General features: G+C 41.7%; 15 protein-coding genes, 1 tRNA gene, 3 rRNA genes and 1 other RNA gene. 19 read left to right on the forward strand and 1 reads right to left on the reverse strand.

What is annotated here, in order from left to right:
- Positions 1-67 precede the first annotated feature (67 nt).
- A tRNA-Ser gene (locus MKY08_RS00195) sits at positions 68-160 on the reverse strand.
- Between the two features lie 182 nt (positions 161-342).
- On the opposite strand from MKY08_RS00195, the gene ffs reads away from it, so the two are divergent.
- From ffs to rsmI, 19 genes are all read left to right on the forward strand, one after another.
- An RNA gene (gene ffs, locus MKY08_RS00200) (signal recognition particle sRNA large type) lies at positions 343-610 on the forward strand.
- 144 nt (positions 611-754) lie between these two features.
- Complete coding sequence (gene dnaX, locus MKY08_RS00205) at positions 755-2542, forward strand: DNA polymerase III subunit gamma/tau (protein WP_069511010.1); 1788 nt, start codon at positions 755-757, stop codon at positions 2540-2542.
- 20 nt (positions 2543-2562) lie between these two features.
- Positions 2563-2877, forward strand: a complete 315-nt coding sequence (locus MKY08_RS00210; RefSeq protein ID WP_024362954.1) for a YbaB/EbfC family nucleoid-associated protein — start codon at positions 2563-2565, stop codon at positions 2875-2877.
- A gap of 11 nt (positions 2878-2888) precedes the next feature.
- Positions 2889-3485 carry a recombination mediator RecR gene (gene recR, locus MKY08_RS00215; RefSeq protein WP_024362955.1) on the forward strand — a complete coding sequence of 199 codons (597 nt, stop codon included), beginning with the start codon at positions 2889-2891 and terminating at the stop codon, positions 3483-3485.
- Between the two features lie 13 nt (positions 3486-3498).
- Positions 3499-3714 carry a YaaL family protein gene (locus MKY08_RS00220; RefSeq protein WP_024362956.1) on the forward strand — a complete coding sequence of 72 codons (216 nt, stop codon included), beginning with the start codon at positions 3499-3501 and terminating at the stop codon, positions 3712-3714.
- A 70-nt stretch (positions 3715-3784) separates the two neighbouring features.
- Positions 3785-4057: a pro-sigmaK processing inhibitor BofA family protein gene (locus MKY08_RS00225; protein WP_024362957.1), complete on the forward strand. Its 273-nt coding sequence runs from the start codon at positions 3785-3787 to the stop codon at positions 4055-4057.
- A gap of 291 nt (positions 4058-4348) precedes the next feature.
- Positions 4349-5900 (forward strand): 16S ribosomal RNA (locus MKY08_RS00230).
- Between the two features lie 181 nt (positions 5901-6081).
- Positions 6082-9009: ribosomal RNA gene (locus tag MKY08_RS00235) — 23S ribosomal RNA — on the forward strand.
- 109 nt (positions 9010-9118) lie between these two features.
- A 5S ribosomal RNA gene (gene rrf / locus MKY08_RS00240) occupies positions 9119-9234 on the forward strand.
- The 16S, 23S and 5S rRNA genes sit together here, the layout of an rRNA operon.
- A 573-nt stretch (positions 9235-9807) precedes the next feature.
- Positions 9808-11232 (forward strand): aminotransferase class I/II-fold pyridoxal phosphate-dependent enzyme, encoded by a 1425-nt coding sequence (locus tag MKY08_RS00245; protein ID WP_069510800.1) that lies wholly within the window; start codon positions 9808-9810, stop codon positions 11230-11232.
- Positions 11233-11249: 17 nt separating this feature from the next.
- Positions 11250-11879, forward strand: coding sequence for a dTMP kinase (gene tmk / locus MKY08_RS00250; protein WP_069510802.1), 630 nt, complete (start codon positions 11250-11252; stop codon positions 11877-11879).
- Between the two features lie 279 nt (positions 11880-12158).
- A complete protein-coding gene (locus MKY08_RS00255) occupies positions 12159-12488 on the forward strand; it encodes a cyclic-di-AMP receptor (RefSeq protein WP_024362572.1) in 330 nt (109 codons plus the stop codon).
- A 95-nt stretch (positions 12489-12583) separates the two neighbouring features.
- Complete coding sequence (locus MKY08_RS00260; protein WP_069510804.1) at positions 12584-13024, forward strand: YaaR family protein; 441 nt, start codon at positions 12584-12586, stop codon at positions 13022-13024.
- 164 nt (positions 13025-13188) lie between these two features.
- Positions 13189-14193 carry a DNA polymerase III subunit delta' gene (gene holB / locus MKY08_RS00265; protein ID WP_069510806.1) on the forward strand — a complete coding sequence of 335 codons (1005 nt, stop codon included), beginning with the start codon at positions 13189-13191 and terminating at the stop codon, positions 14191-14193.
- The gene (locus MKY08_RS00270) at positions 14186-15001 is read left to right on the forward strand and encodes a stage 0 sporulation family protein (RefSeq protein ID WP_024362575.1); all 816 of its coding nucleotides are present in this window, start codon (positions 14186-14188) and stop codon (positions 14999-15001) included. Before holB ends, MKY08_RS00270 begins: the two co-directional genes overlap by 8 nt.
- Positions 15002-15028: 27 nt before the next feature.
- Positions 15029-15385, forward strand: coding sequence for a DNA replication initiation control protein YabA (yabA, locus tag MKY08_RS00275; protein ID WP_024362576.1), 357 nt, complete (start codon positions 15029-15031; stop codon positions 15383-15385).
- 63 nt (positions 15386-15448) lie between these two features.
- Positions 15449-16198 carry a tRNA1(Val) (adenine(37)-N6)-methyltransferase gene (locus tag MKY08_RS00280; protein ID WP_069510807.1) on the forward strand — a complete coding sequence of 250 codons (750 nt, stop codon included), beginning with the start codon at positions 15449-15451 and terminating at the stop codon, positions 16196-16198.
- Complete coding sequence (locus MKY08_RS00285; protein ID WP_069510809.1) at positions 16182-16445, forward strand: GIY-YIG nuclease family protein; 264 nt, start codon at positions 16182-16184, stop codon at positions 16443-16445. The genes MKY08_RS00280 and MKY08_RS00285 overlap by 17 nt, the downstream gene beginning before the upstream one ends.
- Positions 16442-17317, forward strand: coding sequence for a 16S rRNA (cytidine(1402)-2'-O)-methyltransferase (rsmI, locus tag MKY08_RS00290; protein WP_069510811.1), 876 nt, complete (start codon positions 16442-16444; stop codon positions 17315-17317). Before MKY08_RS00285 ends, rsmI begins: the two co-directional genes overlap by 4 nt.
- Positions 17318-17357: the final 40 nt, after the last annotated feature.

The raw sequence follows: 17357 nt of genomic DNA on the forward strand, positions 1-17357 counted from the left end.
TAAGTATGACATACAATTTTTTAAGCAAAAAAAAACGGCTACATCGTGTAGTCGGATTTAAAAAAACTGGAGGAGGTAGAGGGATTCGAACCCCCGCGCGGTGTTACCCGCCTGTCGGTTTTCAAGACCGATCCCTTCAGCCAGACTTGGGTATACCTCCATACTATATTGCTTTGATGTCTTATCGACAAGAACTAATTTATCATGATTTTATTTTGACGTCAACATCTTTTTGAAAAAATATTAGGTTTTTAAAAATTAATTTTTATTCATTAGGAATGTACTTAAATAATTTGTGCAATTCGTTGCAATTTATACAAACTGAAAGTATACTAGTTATTGCCGTGCTAGGTGGGAAGGTAGCGGTGTCCTGTAACTCGCAATCCGCTCTAGCGAGACTGAATTCCTTTTTCGAGGCTGTCCGTATTGTTTGGTCTGCCTTTTGCACGTAGTGTTGACGATTGGGTCCTGCGCAATGGATACCCATGAACCATGTCAGGTCCGGAAGGAAGCAGCATTAAGTGGTCTTATTCATGTGCCGCGGGGTTGCCTAATCTGAGCTAACGACAAGAGTAACGCTTATGTGCGGCTGTCGAAGAAAGGTGCACGGCATTAAATTGCCAATTTAAACGCATTCGTCTACTGTAGGCGAGTGCGTTTTTTTATATTATAAAATAGGACACGGTTTTATAAACAAGGCTGCCGATGCTATAATGGTTTTATTAATATTGAAAAAGAAGGGGAGAGGAAATCATTGACGTATCAAGCATTTTATCGTGTGTATAGACCACAATCTTTCCGAGAAATGTCAGGTCAAGCGCATGTCAAAAGAACGCTGCAAAATGCTCTCCTAGCGAATAAAACAACTCATGCTTACTTGTTTTCCGGACCTCGGGGTACAGGGAAAACAAGTACAGCTAAAATTTTTGCTAAGGCTTTAAACTGCGAGCATGCTCCAGCAAGCGAACCTTGTAATGAGTGTGCAACTTGTTTAAGCATTACAGATGGTTCTCATCCTGATGTTATTGAATTTGATGCGGCTTCTAATTCACGTGTTGAAGAAATACGGGACATTATTGAAAAGGTACGTTTTGCTCCAGCCAGTAGTAGGTTTAAAGTGTACATTATTGATGAAGTGCATATGCTGTCTACAAGTGCCTTCAATGCGCTTTTAAAAACGCTAGAAGAACCACCACCACACGCTGTATTTATTTTAGCAACAACAGAACCTCATAAATTACCTGCAACGATTATTTCACGTTGCCAACGTTTTGATTTCAAGCGACTTTCAACTAACGATATAATCGAGCGCATGAAGGTCGTACTAGAAGATATTGAACTCCCATTTGAAGAACAAGGACTAAAAGTGATTGCGCAGTCAGCAGCAGGCGGTATGCGTGATGCATTGAGCTTGTTGGACCAAGTTGTATCCTTTAGCGGTGAAATGTTGAAACTAGAGGATGCTCTACTAGTCACAGGCTCAATTAGTCAGGATGTTTTCTATGATTTAGCTGAAGCTTTAAAGGTCAAAGATGTGGCACAAATGCTTGCCCTGTTAGAGCAACTAATCGCAGATGGGAAGGATCCGTTGCGCTTATCAGAGGATTTAATCACATTTTTCCGCGATTTACTTCTTCTACAAACAAGTGAGAATTTAGCTGAACTATTAGAGTTAGTATCACCTGAGGAGCGCGTATTTGCATTGGCACATGACTTTGCTCCAGATATGCTTTACGGCTACATCGACATTTTAGCGAAAACACAACAAGAAATGCGTTTCTCGCACCATACGAAAATCTATTTGGAAACAGCATTGCTAAAAATGACACAGTTTTCGGGTGGCGTAGTCAATCAAACTGCCCCATCAAGTGAAGCGGTAATGAGTCCAGAACTTGCGCAAAAAATCATTGCGCTTGAGCAAATGGTGCAACAATTATCCTTACAATTACAAAATGGTGCGCCGTCGCAAGCAGCTCAGGTTGCCAAAGAACAACGTCCGCGTGCAAAAAGTCCAAATGGTTATAAAGCGCCTACTGGTCGTATCCAAGAAGTGCTAAAGGATGCGACAAAGCAAGATGTACAGCGTGTAAAGGGTGTATGGGCGCAGGCATTAAATCAATTGCAAAAGTCACAATCAGCTCTTTTAGCAGAAGCTGAACCTGTTGCGGCATCTTCGAGTGCTTTTGTGTTAAAATTCAAGTATGATATTCATTGTCAAATGGTCGCTGATAATCAAATGCTAAAAGCTCAATTCACACAACTTATTGCAGGTCAAACAGGCACAATGTATGAAATGCTTTGTACGCCAGAAGAAACATGGTTAAAGTTGCGTGAAGAGTTCATTCGTGATCACGGATTACAACAAAAGAAAGCAACACTAGCTAACGATGATCCGAATGTTGAATTATTGGAACCACCACCGGCAGAAATGCCAGAAGAACCTTTTATCGATGATGCGCAGCCGCTGGCATCACAAGATCCATTAGTGACGGAAGCGGAAAAGCTGTTCGGTAAGGATTTTATTGAAATTATTGAAGACTGATTACTTAGGAGGAATAGGTTATGCGTGGAATGGGAAATATGCAAGGCATGATGAAAAAAATGCAAAAAATGCAAAAAGAAATGATGGAAGCTCAAGAAGCTTTAAATGCTGAACAATTTGAAGGTGTTGCTGGCGGCGGTATGGTGAAAGTAACAGTTACAGGTCAACGTGAAGTAGTAGAAGTGAATCTTGATACTTCAGTAGTAGATCCTGACGATATCGAAATGTTACAAGATTTAATTGTTGTTGCAACGAATGAAGCACTTAAAAAAGTAGAAGAAAAAACAAATGCAACAATGGGTAAATTTACGCAAGGCATGAACCTTCCATTCTAGGAGGTAACAATATGTATTACCCAGAACCAATATCAAAATTAATCGATAGTTTTATGAAATTGCCAGGTATCGGGCCAAAAACCGCGGCCCGACTGGCGTTTTTTGTGTTAACAATGAAAGAAGATGACGTTCTTTCTTTTTCCAAAGCTTTAATAGATGCAAAACGTAATTTAAGTTATTGCTCTGTTTGTGGCAATATTACCGATGTAGACCCATGTCATATTTGTACCGATAAACAACGCGATGCCTCAGTAATTTGCGTTGTTCAAGATACAAAGGACGTTATTGCAATGGAAAAAATGCGTGATTACCATGGTAAGTACCATGTGTTACAGGGGGCTATTTCACCAATGGATGGTATCGGTCCGGAGGATATTAATGTAGCCTCACTGTTAGTACGCTTACAAGATGAAACTGTGCAGGAGCTTATTTTAGCAACCAATTCTACTATTGAAGGAGAAGCGACGGCTATGTACATCTCTCGTCTTGTTAAACCATCTGGCATCCGCACAACACGCATTGCGCACGGATTACCAGTAGGTGGAGATTTAGAATATGCTGATGAAGTAACGTTATCGAAGGCAATGGAAGGCCGCCGAGAGTTATGAGTGAGGGATTGAAATGTTCTTCCGCAATAAAGGAAAGCTAAAAAGAGAATTTGACGAAAAGCTTGTTAATCTTATTAAACAAACAAAAGAAGATTTACAACAAGCAAAATTGATTGAAGAATTATTAAATGATTATGATTTAGAAGTTATTGCACAGCGAAAAGCAGCAGAGAGTATTCATTTTTATTTATTTAAAGAAGCTAGAATTCGACGAGTACTAATAAAATAATGATTGTAGAGTTATAGATGTGCTATAGGAATCATAAAATTACATAATTATGATCGAAGGGGGCAAGCATATGCCGTGGACTGTAATTGTGAGTATTTGTGTTCCTGTAGCGCTTCTTTTTCTTTATATAGTAGGAAGACACATTAAATTGGGTAAAGTATTAGAAGGATTATCAGTATTTTGGTTCCGATTTGCATTTGCATTTTTATTATTATTCATTATTCATTTAGGTGTTGGTTATAGCGGTTATAATGTACCAATTAATCTGTTTTCCGTTTTCACAATTGCATTGTTGGGCATTCCAGGTGTACTAGGAATCACTTTTTTAATATTATTTTTATAAAAGGCTTGCAAACTATAAATATTATGATATAGTAATAAGAGTCGTTAAGATAACAACTGAAACAACTTATATAAAACAAAAAACAATTTAAAATAAACTGTTGACATCGATTTGAAAAGATGGTATTATATAAGAGTTGCTGAAACAAACGGCGACAAAATGAACCTTGAAAACTGAACAAGCAAAACGTAATCAATATAGTTTTTACTAGCTAACTTTGTTAGTGAATGAAACAAAATTTTGGACATCAAAATTGATGCCAGCAAAACAATTTGAGCTAATCAAATTTCTTTTATGGAGAGTTTGATCCTGGCTCAGGACGAACGCTGGCGGCGTGCCTAATACATGCAAGTCGAGCGAACAGAGAAGGAGCTTGCTCCTTTGACGTTAGCGGCGGACGGGTGAGTAACACGTGGGCAACCTACCTTATAGTTTGGGATAACTCCGGGAAACCGGGGCTAATACCGAATAATCTATTGTTCCTCATGGGACAATACTGAAAGACGGTTTCGGCTGTCGCTATAGGATGGGCCCGCGGCGCATTAGCTAGTTGGTGAGGTAACGGCTCACCAAGGCGACGATGCGTAGCCGACCTGAGAGGGTGATCGGCCACACTGGGACTGAGACACGGCCCAGACTCCTACGGGAGGCAGCAGTAGGGAATCTTCCACAATGGGCGAAAGCCTGATGGAGCAACGCCGCGTGAGTGAAGAAGGATTTCGGTTCGTAAAACTCTGTTGTAAGGGAAGAACAAGTACAGTAGTAACTGGCTGTACCTTGACGGTACCTTATTAGAAAGCCACGGCTAACTACGTGCCAGCAGCCGCGGTAATACGTAGGTGGCAAGCGTTGTCCGGAATTATTGGGCGTAAAGCGCGCGCAGGTGGTTTCTTAAGTCTGATGTGAAAGCCCACGGCTCAACCGTGGAGGGTCATTGGAAACTGGGAGACTTGAGTGCAGAAGAGGATAGTGGAATTCCAAGTGTAGCGGTGAAATGCGTAGAGATTTGGAGGAACACCAGTGGCGAAGGCGACTATCTGGTCTGTAACTGACACTGAGGCGCGAAAGCGTGGGGAGCAAACAGGATTAGATACCCTGGTAGTCCACGCCGTAAACGATGAGTGCTAAGTGTTAGGGGGTTTCCGCCCCTTAGTGCTGCAGCTAACGCATTAAGCACTCCGCCTGGGGAGTACGGTCGCAAGACTGAAACTCAAAGGAATTGACGGGGGCCCGCACAAGCGGTGGAGCATGTGGTTTAATTCGAAGCAACGCGAAGAACCTTACCAGGTCTTGACATCCCGTTGACCACTGTAGAGATATGGTTTTCCCTTCGGGGACAACGGTGACAGGTGGTGCATGGTTGTCGTCAGCTCGTGTCGTGAGATGTTGGGTTAAGTCCCGCAACGAGCGCAACCCTTGATCTTAGTTGCCATCATTTAGTTGGGCACTCTAAGGTGACTGCCGGTGACAAACCGGAGGAAGGTGGGGATGACGTCAAATCATCATGCCCCTTATGACCTGGGCTACACACGTGCTACAATGGACGATACAAACGGTTGCCAACTCGCGAGAGGGAGCTAATCCGATAAAGTCGTTCTCAGTTCGGATTGTAGGCTGCAACTCGCCTACATGAAGCCGGAATCGCTAGTAATCGCGGATCAGCATGCCGCGGTGAATACGTTCCCGGGCCTTGTACACACCGCCCGTCACACCACGAGAGTTTGTAACACCCGAAGTCGGTGAGGTAACCTTTTGGAGCCAGCCGCCGAAGGTGGGATAGATGATTGGGGTGAAGTCGTAACAAGGTAGCCGTATCGGAAGGTGCGGCTGGATCACCTCCTTTCTAAGGATATTTTCGGAATACAAACCTTGGGTTTGTAAGATTACGTTTTGCGTTCAGTTTTGAAGGTTCATCATTACGATGAAATACTTCAAAACTTGTTCTTTGAAAACTGGATAAAACGACATTGAAATTGTAACAAACACATTTATTTTTTAAATTAAGTTTTTAGGCTTAATAACTAGGTTAAGTTATTAAGGGCGCACGGCGAATGCCTTGGCACTAGGAGCCGAAGAAGGACGGCACTAACACCGATATGCTTCGGGGAGCTGTAAGTGAGCTTTGATCCGGAGATTTCCGAATGGGGGAACCCACTACGTTTAATCGCGTAGTATCTTGACGTGAATACATAGCGTCTTGAAGGCAGACCCAGGGAACTGAAACATCTAAGTACCTGGAGGAAGAGAAAGAAAAATCGATTCCCTGAGTAGCGGCGAGCGAAACGGGAAGAGCCCAAACCAAGAGGCTTGCCTCTTGGGGTTGTAGGACACTCTATACGGAGTTACAAAGGAATGAGTTAGATGAAGCGACTTGGAAAGGTCCGCCAGAGCAGGTAAAAGCCCTGTAGTCGAAAGTTTATTCCCTCCAGAGTGGATCCTGAGTACGGCGGAACACGTGAAATTCCGTCGGAATCCGGGAGGACCATCTCCCAAGGCTAAATACTACCTAGTGACCGATAGTGAACCAGTACCGTGAGGGAAAGGTGAAAAGCACCCCGGGAGGGGAGTGAAAGAGATCCTGAAACCGTGTGCCTACAAGTAGTTAGAGCCCGTTAATGGGTGATAGCGTGCCTTTTGTAGAATGAACCGGCGAGTTACGATTACGTGCGAGGTTAAGCTTTAGAAGGCGGAGCCGCAGCGAAAGCGAGTCTGAATAGGGCGAATTAGTACGTGGTCGTAGACCCGAAACCAGGTGATCTACCCATGTCCAGGGTGAAGGTGAGGTAACACTTACTGGAGGCCCGAACCCACGCACGTTGAAAAGTGCGGGGATGAGGTGTGGGTAGCGGAGAAATTCCAATCGAACTTGGAGATAGCTGGTTCTCTCCGAAATAGCTTTAGGGCTAGCCTCGTGATGAGAATACTGGAGGTAGAGCACTGTTTGGACTAGGGGGCCATCCCGGTTTACCGAATTCAGACAAACTCCGAATGCCAGATATTTATACACGGGAGTCAGACTGCGAGTGATAAGATCCGTAGTCAAAAGGGAAACAGCCCAGACCACCAGCTAAGGTCCCAAAGTAATCGTTAAGTGGAAAAGGATGTGGCGTTGCACAGACAACCAGGATGTTGGCTTAGAAGCAGCCATCATTTAAAGAGTGCGTAATAGCTCACTGGTCGAGTGACGCTGCGCCGAAAATGTATCGGGGCTAAACGATTCACCGAAGCTGTGGATTGACATCTACGATGTCAGTGGTAGGAGAGCGTTCTAAGTGCGTTGAAGTCAGACCGGAAGGACTGGTGGAGCGCTTAGAAGTGAGAATGCCGGTATGAGTAGCGAAAGACGGGTGAGAATCCCGTCCACCGTATGACTAAGGTTTCCTGAGGAAGGCTCGTCCGCTCAGGGTTAGTCGGGACCTAAGCCGAGGCCGATAGGCGTAGGCGATGGACAACAGGTTGATATTCCTGTACCACCTCCTCACCGTTTGAGAAATGGGGGGACGCAGTAGGATAGGGTAAGCGCGCCGTTGGTTGTGCGCGTCCAAGCAGTAAGGCGTGTGTGTAGGCAAATCCGCACACTGTAACGTTGAGCTGTGATGGCGAGTCCGTATGGACGAAGTTCCTGATTTCACACTGCCAAGAAAAGCCTCTATCGAGGTGAGAGGTGCCCGTACCGCAAACCGACACAGGTAGTCGAGGAGAGAATCCTAAGGTGTGCGAGAGAACTCTCGTTAAGGAACTCGGCAAAATGACCCCGTAACTTCGGGAGAAGGGGTGCTCTTGAGCGTGCAAGCGCATGAGAGCCGCAGTGAATAGGCCCAGGCGACTGTTTAGCAAAAACACAGGTCTCTGCAAAACCGTAAGGTGACGTATAGGGGCTGACGCCTGCCCGGTGCTGGAAGGTTAAGAGGAGTGGTTAGCGCAAGCGAAGCTGCGAATTGAAGCCCCAGTAAACGGCGGCCGTAACTATAACGGTCCTAAGGTAGCGAAATTCCTTGTCGGGTAAGTTCCGACCCGCACGAAAGGCGTAACGATCTGGGCACTGTCTCAACGAGAGACTCGGTGAAATTATAGTACCTGTGAAGATGCAGGTTACCCGCGACAGGACGGAAAGACCCCGTGGAGCTTTACTGTAGCCTGATATTGAATTTTGGTACAACTTGTACAGGATAGGTAGGAGCCAGAGATCTCGGAGCGCCAGCTTCGAAGGAGGCGTCGGTGGGATACTACCCTGGTTGTATTGAAATTCTAACCCATGCCCCTTAGCGGGGCAGGAGACAGTGTCAGGCGGACAGTTTGACTGGGGCGGTCGCCTCCTAAAAGGTAACGGAGGCGCCCAAAGGTTCCCTCAGAATGGTTGGAAATCATTCGTAGAGTGTAAAGGCACAAGGGAGCTTGACTGCGAGACCTACAAGTCGAGCAGGGTCGAAAGACGGGCTTAGTGATCCGGTGGTTCCGCATGGAAGGGCCATCGCTCAACGGATAAAAGCTACCCCGGGGATAACAGGCTTATCTCCCCCAAGAGTCCACATCGACGGGGAGGTTTGGCACCTCGATGTCGGCTCATCGCATCCTGGGGCTGTAGTCGGTCCCAAGGGTTGGGCTGTTCGCCCATTAAAGCGGTACGCGAGCTGGGTTCAGAACGTCGTGAGACAGTTCGGTCCCTATCCGTCGTGGGCGTAGGAAATTTGAGAGGAGCTGTCCTTAGTACGAGAGGACCGGGATGGACACACCGCTGGTGTACCAGTTGTCTTGCCAAAGGCATCGCTGGGTAGCTATGTGTGGACGGGATAAGTGCTGAAAGCATCTAAGCATGAAGCCCCCCTCAAGATGAGATTTCCCATTACGCAAGTAAGTAAGATCCCTCAAAGACGATGAGGTAGATAGGTTCGAGGTGGAAGTGTGGTGACACATGGAGCTGACGAATACTAATCGATCGAGGACTTAACCAAAAAAGTTTGAAACATTCAATGAACGTTTATCCAGTTTTGAAAGAACAACCTTTCTAAAAAGAGAGCTTCAAGACACAGTAATACGCCGTGTATTGGAGGTCGAATATAGTCTAGTGATGATGGCAAAGAGGTCACACCCGTTCCCATACCGAACACGGAAGTTAAGCTCTTTAGCGCCGATGGTAGTTGGGGGCTTCCCCCTGTGAGAGTAGGACGTCGCTAGGCAACTTAAAAAGATCGAAGAGAAATCTTCGGTCTTTTTTTATTTAAAATCATAACGTTTTCAAATCGCTAGGGGAAAGTTAAATAATTTATAGAAATAAAAAAATAATACTATAGCCCATTGCTATCTATGTCATAATTAGTTGCAAGCCAAAAAAGTAGGAGACCTTATAATCTATCTCATAGTCCAGCTACTATAACCAACATATATATTGTTTATAACCTGGGTGGCATCATATATCAATACAGTCAGTAAGAAATAGATAGTAAGTATTGCAAATGGTGAAAGCGATGAAAATAGAGATATTTAAAGAATTTGCTATATTGAGGAAGGCCATTCTTATTTAGGAAGTAAATATAATAGCTTTTTTGCATATTCCTATCATGCCAATTCTATAGTTAATTTATTGGCAATCATTGAATCGGTGTAGCAGTTAGAATGAAAATCAAATGCTGTTTTATAGTTATTTTTGCGTTCTAAATCTTAAGCTATCCTATTTTGTAGGATAGCTTTTTTATCCTGCCATAATCCCGTATAATTAAAGAATATAATAAACGAAAAAAGGGTGTCTTGTTTTGCAAAAGAAAAAGCCAATTGTAGAAGGTTTAGAGCGTTTTCGACAACAACAAAATATATCCTTTCATGTACCGGGACATAAACATGGAGAATTATCACATTTACCACAGGCTTTTAAAGATGTTATGCGATACGACGTAACAGAGTTAACAGGACTGGATGACTTACACTATCCTGAAGAAATGGTTTTAGAGGCTGAAAATTTACTAGCTGAAACATATGGTGCGATGAAAAGCTTTTTTTTAGTAGGTGGCTCAACAGTTGGGAATTTAGCGATGATATATGCTACATGTAAAAGAGGCGATACAATCATTGTACAACGTAATGCTCATAAGTCTATTTTTCATGCAATTGAGCTTGTTGGAGCGAAGGCTGTTTATGTTTCTCCTCTTTGGGACGACCGAACATTAACTGCAACACATGTTTCCTATCACGATCTAAAGCAGGCAGTTAATGACTATCCAGATGCAAAGGCAGTTGTTTTAACGTATCCAACATATTACGGTATGACATCAAAAGAAATATCACAGCAAATAGCATATTGTCATGAAAAAAATATACCCGTTTTAGTAGATGAGGCGCATGGGGCTCATTTTAATGCTTGTTCTTTATTCCAGCCATCTGCTTTAACCTTCGGCGCCGATGTTGTTGTGCAGTCAGCACACAAAACATTGCCTGCTATGACAATGGCATCTTTTATGCATGTGAACTCACAATTAGTCAATGTTGATCGTATCCATCACTATTTACGCATGTTACAATCCAGCAGTCCATCTTATGTATTGTTAGCTTCTTTGGATGATGCACGCTATTATATACAGACATATATGGAGAGCGATGGTGCATATATAATAGAGAAAAAAAATCAATGGATTGATGCATTACGTTCAATCGGTTCGCTTGAAGTAATTGAGGTAGACGACCCTATAAAATTATTGCTTCGCGTTAAAGGTTATAGTGGCTATCAACTACAGGAAGCATTAGAAGCGAAGCATGTATATGCAGAACTTGCCGATGCTCATCAGGTATTACTTGTACTGCCACTTTTAAAACAAGGGTATAGTTTTCCGTTTGCAGAGATTCGTGTACGTATAAAAGAGGCTGTAACAGCATTATTAAACACTGACAAAACAGAAATACAAACGGTTTCGCACACTGCCTACAGTTTCGCAGCTATTACGGAACCAGCATATTCATTTGATGAAATTGCCAATATGAAGAAGGAATGGCTACCCTACATGCGGACAATGGGACGTACGGCTGCAAGTATGATTATTCCTTACCCTCCTGGCATCCCATTGCTCATTCCGGGAGAAAAAATTACGGTAGCTAAACTAAGTCAGTTGGAGGAATTACTTGCAACAGGCGCAACATTTCAAGGAAATCACAGGTTAGAGGAAAAAATGATCGAGGTCATTAAATAGTTGGAGGCAATAACAGCATGAATTGCAATTTATTTATTACATTTGAAGGTCCAGAAGGTGCCGGGAAAACAACCATCATTAAAAAAATAGCTGAACGATTAGCACAAGAAAATATAGATGTTTTAGCAACGAGAGAACCTGGAGGTATTGAAATCGCCGAAAAAATTCGAACAATCATTTTAAATCCGGAACACACAGCAATGGATGAACGGACGGAAGCATTATTGTACGCAGCAGCGAGAAGTCAGCATTACTTTGAAAAAGTAAGACCCGCTTTAGATGCTGGTAAGATGGTTATTTGTGATCGATTTATTGATTCATCGTTAGCTTACCAAGGATATGCGCGTGGCATTGGTGTAGATGAGGTACTCTCTATTAATGAGTTTGCAATAGGGAAAAAATTACCTGATTTAACTATCCTATTTGATATTTCACCAGAGGTTGGTTTAGCACGTATACACGCTCATGGAGATCGTGAAGTAAACCGCCTTGATGTTGAAAGTTTGGCCTTTCATCAAAAGGTGCGTGAAGGATATTTACAATTAGTAAAACGTTATCCAGAACGTATAAGAGTCGTTAATGCGGACCAAAGTATGGAGCATGTAGTTGAAGATGTATGGGCAATAGTGTATAAGGCAATGCAGTAAAAACATGAAGTTAACTACCATATTGTGATATAATGGTAACATCTGATGACCCATTTACTGCATCGGATAAAAGAAAACTTTACCTTATAAGTGCTAAGAAGAATGCAATATGCCTACTTTCATCTGATACGCGTACGAATAAAGTTAAATCGTCGCAAAGTTTTTTAACATGAACGTTGCTAGCGTCTTTTCTTTCAACGTATGGATTGAAATTGTTGGACGATGTTGCTGTTTTGAATAAATTCTATCAAGGCCAATTATATAAAGGGGTGAGTGCGAATGAAGTTAGTCGTAGCTGTTGTACAAGATCAGGATAGTAGCCGCTTATCAAATGCTTTAACGAAAAATCAGTTTCGCGCAACAAAATTAGCGAGTACAGGGGGTTTTTTACGCTCTGGTAATACGACATTTCTAATTGGAACAGAAGACTCTCTCATACCCAAAGTTTTAGATATTATCCGTGATAATTGTCGAGCACGTGAACAATTGGTTGCACCCGTATCACCATTAGGTGGTAATGCAGATTCCTATATCCCATATCCAGTGGAGGTAGAGGTAGGGGGCGCTACCGTCTTTGTTTTACCGATTGAACAATTTCACCACTTTTAACAGTATTTAATATTTAGTGAGCATTGCCAAACTGGCAGTAATAATTTACAACTATAGATGACATTGATAATAAAGCAATTGGGGGCGAATGAAGCTTGAAGATCAATCAAGATATACGTGTCGGGATCAATACTAATCGTAAGGAGCCTCTACAAAATAATAATCCAAATAACCGATTTGGTGATATGGTCGTCAAGCAAGGCTCCAAATTGCAAACCGAACAACTAACACGATTGTTGGGGGATATTTCAACTGCTGGTGACCGTGTGGCAAGGTCCCGTAATTTGAGAGAGCTTGCTCGTTTTAAAATGCTTGTGAAGCGTTTCTTACAGGAAACTGTCGAGCATGGTATGGAATTAAAACAATCGCATACGTGGAATCGCTTTGGTGAAGGAAGACGATTGAAAATTATTGAGACAATTGATACGCGTCTTGTGGAGCTTGCACAAGATATTTTAGATGAAGAAAAGGAAGCAATTGACCTTCTCGACAAAATCGGTGAGATTAAAGGTCTATTAATTAATTTATATATGTAAAACCCGTGTCTTGTTCACTTGTAGGCGCGGGCTTTTTTCAAATTTAATCAGTAGGATTTACTCTTTACTATCACAATGGGTAAAGCGTTCGTTTCTTCTACCAAAAATAAATTTCATGTACAAGTCCATAAGGCTTTATAGATATAGGAAGGAATATAATAAAAATGGCGAAGAATGTTGAAGAGCTTTTCACACTACAGCCAGTCGTAATGAAGCAGCTTCAAACGATTTTTGACAAAAATAGATTAGCCCATGCATACATTTTTGATGGCGAAAAAGGAACAGGGAAAGTGGATATTATGCATTTTTTTGTAAAATTAATGCTATGTGAACACCCACATGAAAATGTTCCATGTGAAACATGTCGAAATTGCAGACGAGTTGAGTCGGGAAATCATCCGAATATTCACGAAATCTATCCGGAAGGTCAATTTATTAAAATTGATCAAATACGTGATCTTATTTCTGAAATGAAAATGATGGGTATTGAGCAAGGACGTAAAATATACGTACTTCATCATGCAGATCGTTTAAATATCGCATCTGCTAATATGATATTAAAATTTTTAGAGGAACCCGATGGAGAAGTTACGGCTATTTTGTTAACAGAGCAGATGCAATCAATATTGCCTACGATTCGTTCGCGCTGTCAGCATATTAAGTTTCAAAAAATGCCGCGTCAATTGTTGTTAAAGCATTTGCAAGAAAATGACGTTCCCCACTCCATGGCTTCTACGGTTAGCATGATGACGAACGAGCTCGAAACCGCTATTTTTTTAGCAAAAGATGAGCAGTTTGCACAGGCTCGAAAAACAGTGTTAAAATTAGTAGAGGCAATTCGCCAAAATGTACATGAAGCCATGATAGTTGTACATGAGGAATGGTTGCCACTATTTAAGGAAAAAAGCGAAATGGAGCAAGCATTGGATTTACTACTATTTGCTTACCGTGATATAGTGTCAATAAAAGCTAATCCCGAAGCAGCTTGTACTTATCCAGACATGTTACAGACGTTTAAAGAAGCTGCGTTACATTCGACTTTTGAACGCCTATCTAGTCAAATGGAGTCCATTTTACAGGCGCGTGCATCTTTACAGCGTAACATGAATAGGACGTTAATGATGGAGCAGCTAATGCTAAATCTGCAGGAGGGATATACATTTGTATAATGTAGTAGGAATCCGCTTTAAAAAGGCGGGTAAAATATATTATTTCGATCCAGCATCATTTCTACTAGAGGACAGTCAATATGTCATTGTAGAGACAGCTCGTGGTGTAGAATACGGTAAAGTGGTTGTCCCTCAAAAAGTAGTAGGGGAAAATGATGTAGTATTGCCACTTAAACAAGTACTACGACCAGCAGATGAACGTGATCGTATTCAAGTTGAAGAAAATGCGATTGAGTCAAAACGTGCATTTGAGCTAGCAAATGCAAAAATTATAGAACATAAACTAGAGATGAAACTTGTTGATGTTGAATATACATTTGATCGCAATAAAATTATCTTTTACTTTACGGCAGAAGGTCGTGTTGACTTCAGGGACTTAGTAAAAGATTTAGCATCTGTTTTTAGAACGCGTATCGAGCTCCGCCAAATTGGTGTGAGAGATGAAGCAAAATTATTAGGTGGTATTGGTCCTTGTGGCCGAATGCTATGCTGTTCAACATTTTTAGGTGATTTTGATCCGGTGTCTATTAAAATGGCAAAAGATCAGAATTTATCTTTAAACCCATCTAAAATATCTGGGTTATGTGGTCGTTTAATGTGCTGCTTGAAGTATGAAAACGATGAATACGAAGAAGCAAAAGAGGGTATGCCAGATATTGGTGAAATGACAATGACACCAGATGGCCGTGGGAGAGTTGTTGGTTTAAATGTGCTAGAAAGACTTATTCAAGTATATTTACAGGAGCAAGAGCGCACGGTTGAGTATACGCTCGAAGAACTGCTAGCATGCGAAAAAAATCTTATATAAGATAGAGAATTTAACGAGGTGGCTTGGGTGAAGGACCGTAATTTCTTAGATACCGTTATGGAGTTCGAACAACAGCTCGAAGCAATGCAGGCGCAATTTGGTGCATTGAAGCAATTTGTAGCGTTAATGATGGAAGAACATAAGGCACTCGAAACAGAAAATCATCACCTTCGTACACGTCTAGAAGAACTACTTTCTAAAGAGAACACCGTACAGGCTACAGATGAGAAGAAAGAGAATCCATTAGATATTGGCGAGGGATATGATAACTTAGCACGTCTATACCAGGAGGGCTTCCACGTTTGTCATGTTCATTTTGGAAGTTCACGTAAAGGTGAAGATTGTCTGTTTTGTCTATCATTTTTAAATAAGCAAAATGTGTAATAGAAGACTGATTCCCGCTTTGGTGGTATCAGTCTTTTGTTTTGTATAGTAGGAGGAAGGCTCATGGAAAATTGGTTGAAGGATGATGAAAGATTAGATTATTTGTTGGCAGAGAATTTACGTATTATTCAAAGCCCATCTGTCTTTTCTTTCTCATTGGATGCAGTGTTACTTTCGAAATTTGTCAATGTACCTTATTATAAAGGGGAAATAGTTGATTTATGCTCAGGTAATGGTGTCATTCCGTTATTTTTAAGTGCTAGAACGAAAGGACATATTACGGGTGTAGAATTACAGCCTCGTTTATTTGACATGGCAGAGCGAAGTATTCGGTATAATAACTTAGCGCAACAAATCAATATGGTACTTGGTGATGTAAAGGAAATTCCATCTCAATTAGGAATAGAAAAATATGATGTAGTGACTTGTAATCCGCCATATTTTTTAGCGCATGAAGCAAGTGATAAAAATTTATCTGAACATTACGCGATTGCTCGACATGAGTTACATTTAACACTCGATGAAGCGGTGCAATCCGCAAGTAGATTATTAAAACAAGGTGGAAAAGCAGCATTTGTACATCGCCCTGGTCGCTTATTGGATATTGTCACAGCTATGCGAGCAAATCGATTAGAACCAAAACGAATGCAACTGATTTATCCGAAAGTAGGGAAGGAAGCCAATACTTTATTAATCGAAGCAATAAAGGATGGTAAACCAGATTTGAAAATATTACCCCCACTGTATGTCTACGATTCAAATAATGAATATACAGCTGAAGTGAGAGCAATGCTTTATGGACAAAACGAATAGTCATTTCTTCTATGTGTTAGAATGTGCGGACAAGTCATATTATGCAGGATATACAACTAATGTAGAAAAGCGTGTTGCCGCACATAATGCAGGGAAAGGTGCCAAATATACACGGGCTAGAGGGCCGGTTGAATGTATTTATGTCGAAGCTTTCGACACAAAACAAGAAGCGATGCGGGCAGAATATGCTTTTAAGCAGTTAACACGGGCGCAAAAAACGAACTATATAGGGAGGGGTAAATCGTGAAATCACAAAAAAGTACGATGCAGGATCATCAAGGACATTTATATCTTGTCGCAACACCCATTGGCAATTTAGAGGATATGAGTGTACGTGCACTACGAATTTTAAAGGAAGCGGATGTAATCGCTGCTGAAGATACACGGAATACAAAGAAGCTATGCAACTATTTTGACATTGAAACACCACTTGTAAGTTATCACGAACATAATATTGATGCCGGGGGAGAGAAGCTACTTAGCTTTTTACGTCAAGGAAAGACGGTGGCATTAGTAAGTGATGCTGGTTTACCTTGTATTTCGGACCCAGGGGCAGATATTGTTAGTAAGGCAATTGCCGAAGGAATAGCTGTAGTACCAATACCAGGTGCGAATGCCGCAATTTCTGCTTTAATTGCTTCTGGTTTAACACCACAACCCTTTTTCTTTTACGGGTTTTTAAATCGTGGAAAAAAAGAGAGACGACAACAATTAGAGCAATTAAAAAAAAGACAAGAAACCATCTTATTTTACGAGGCTCCCCATCGTTTAAAAGAAACACTAAAGGATATGGAATTAATTCTTGGTAACCGTCGTATTGTGCTTGCGCGTGAACTGACAAAAAAATTCGAAGAGTTTCTTCGTGGTACTATAACAGAAGCGGTGGAATGGTCTCAAACTGAAGAAATCCGCGGAGAGTTTTGTATTGTATTGGAAGGAAATCAAAATGCAGAAGACGATATGCAAGAAGATGCCTATTGGATTGCCATGAATGTAGTGGAACATGTTGATTATATTATTGCCGAATCAGGCGTTACTTCTAAGGAAGCAATAAAAGAAGTTGCAAAACTGCGCCAAGTAGCGAAGCGTGATATTTATAACGAATACCATAGTGAGTGAGTAGTAAAGGTTGTCTCCATAGAGGCAATCTTTTTTTATT

The organism is Lysinibacillus sp. FSL M8-0337 (assembly GCF_038593855.1).
Lineage (GTDB): Bacteria > Bacillota > Bacilli > Bacillales_A > Planococcaceae > Lysinibacillus > Lysinibacillus sphaericus_D.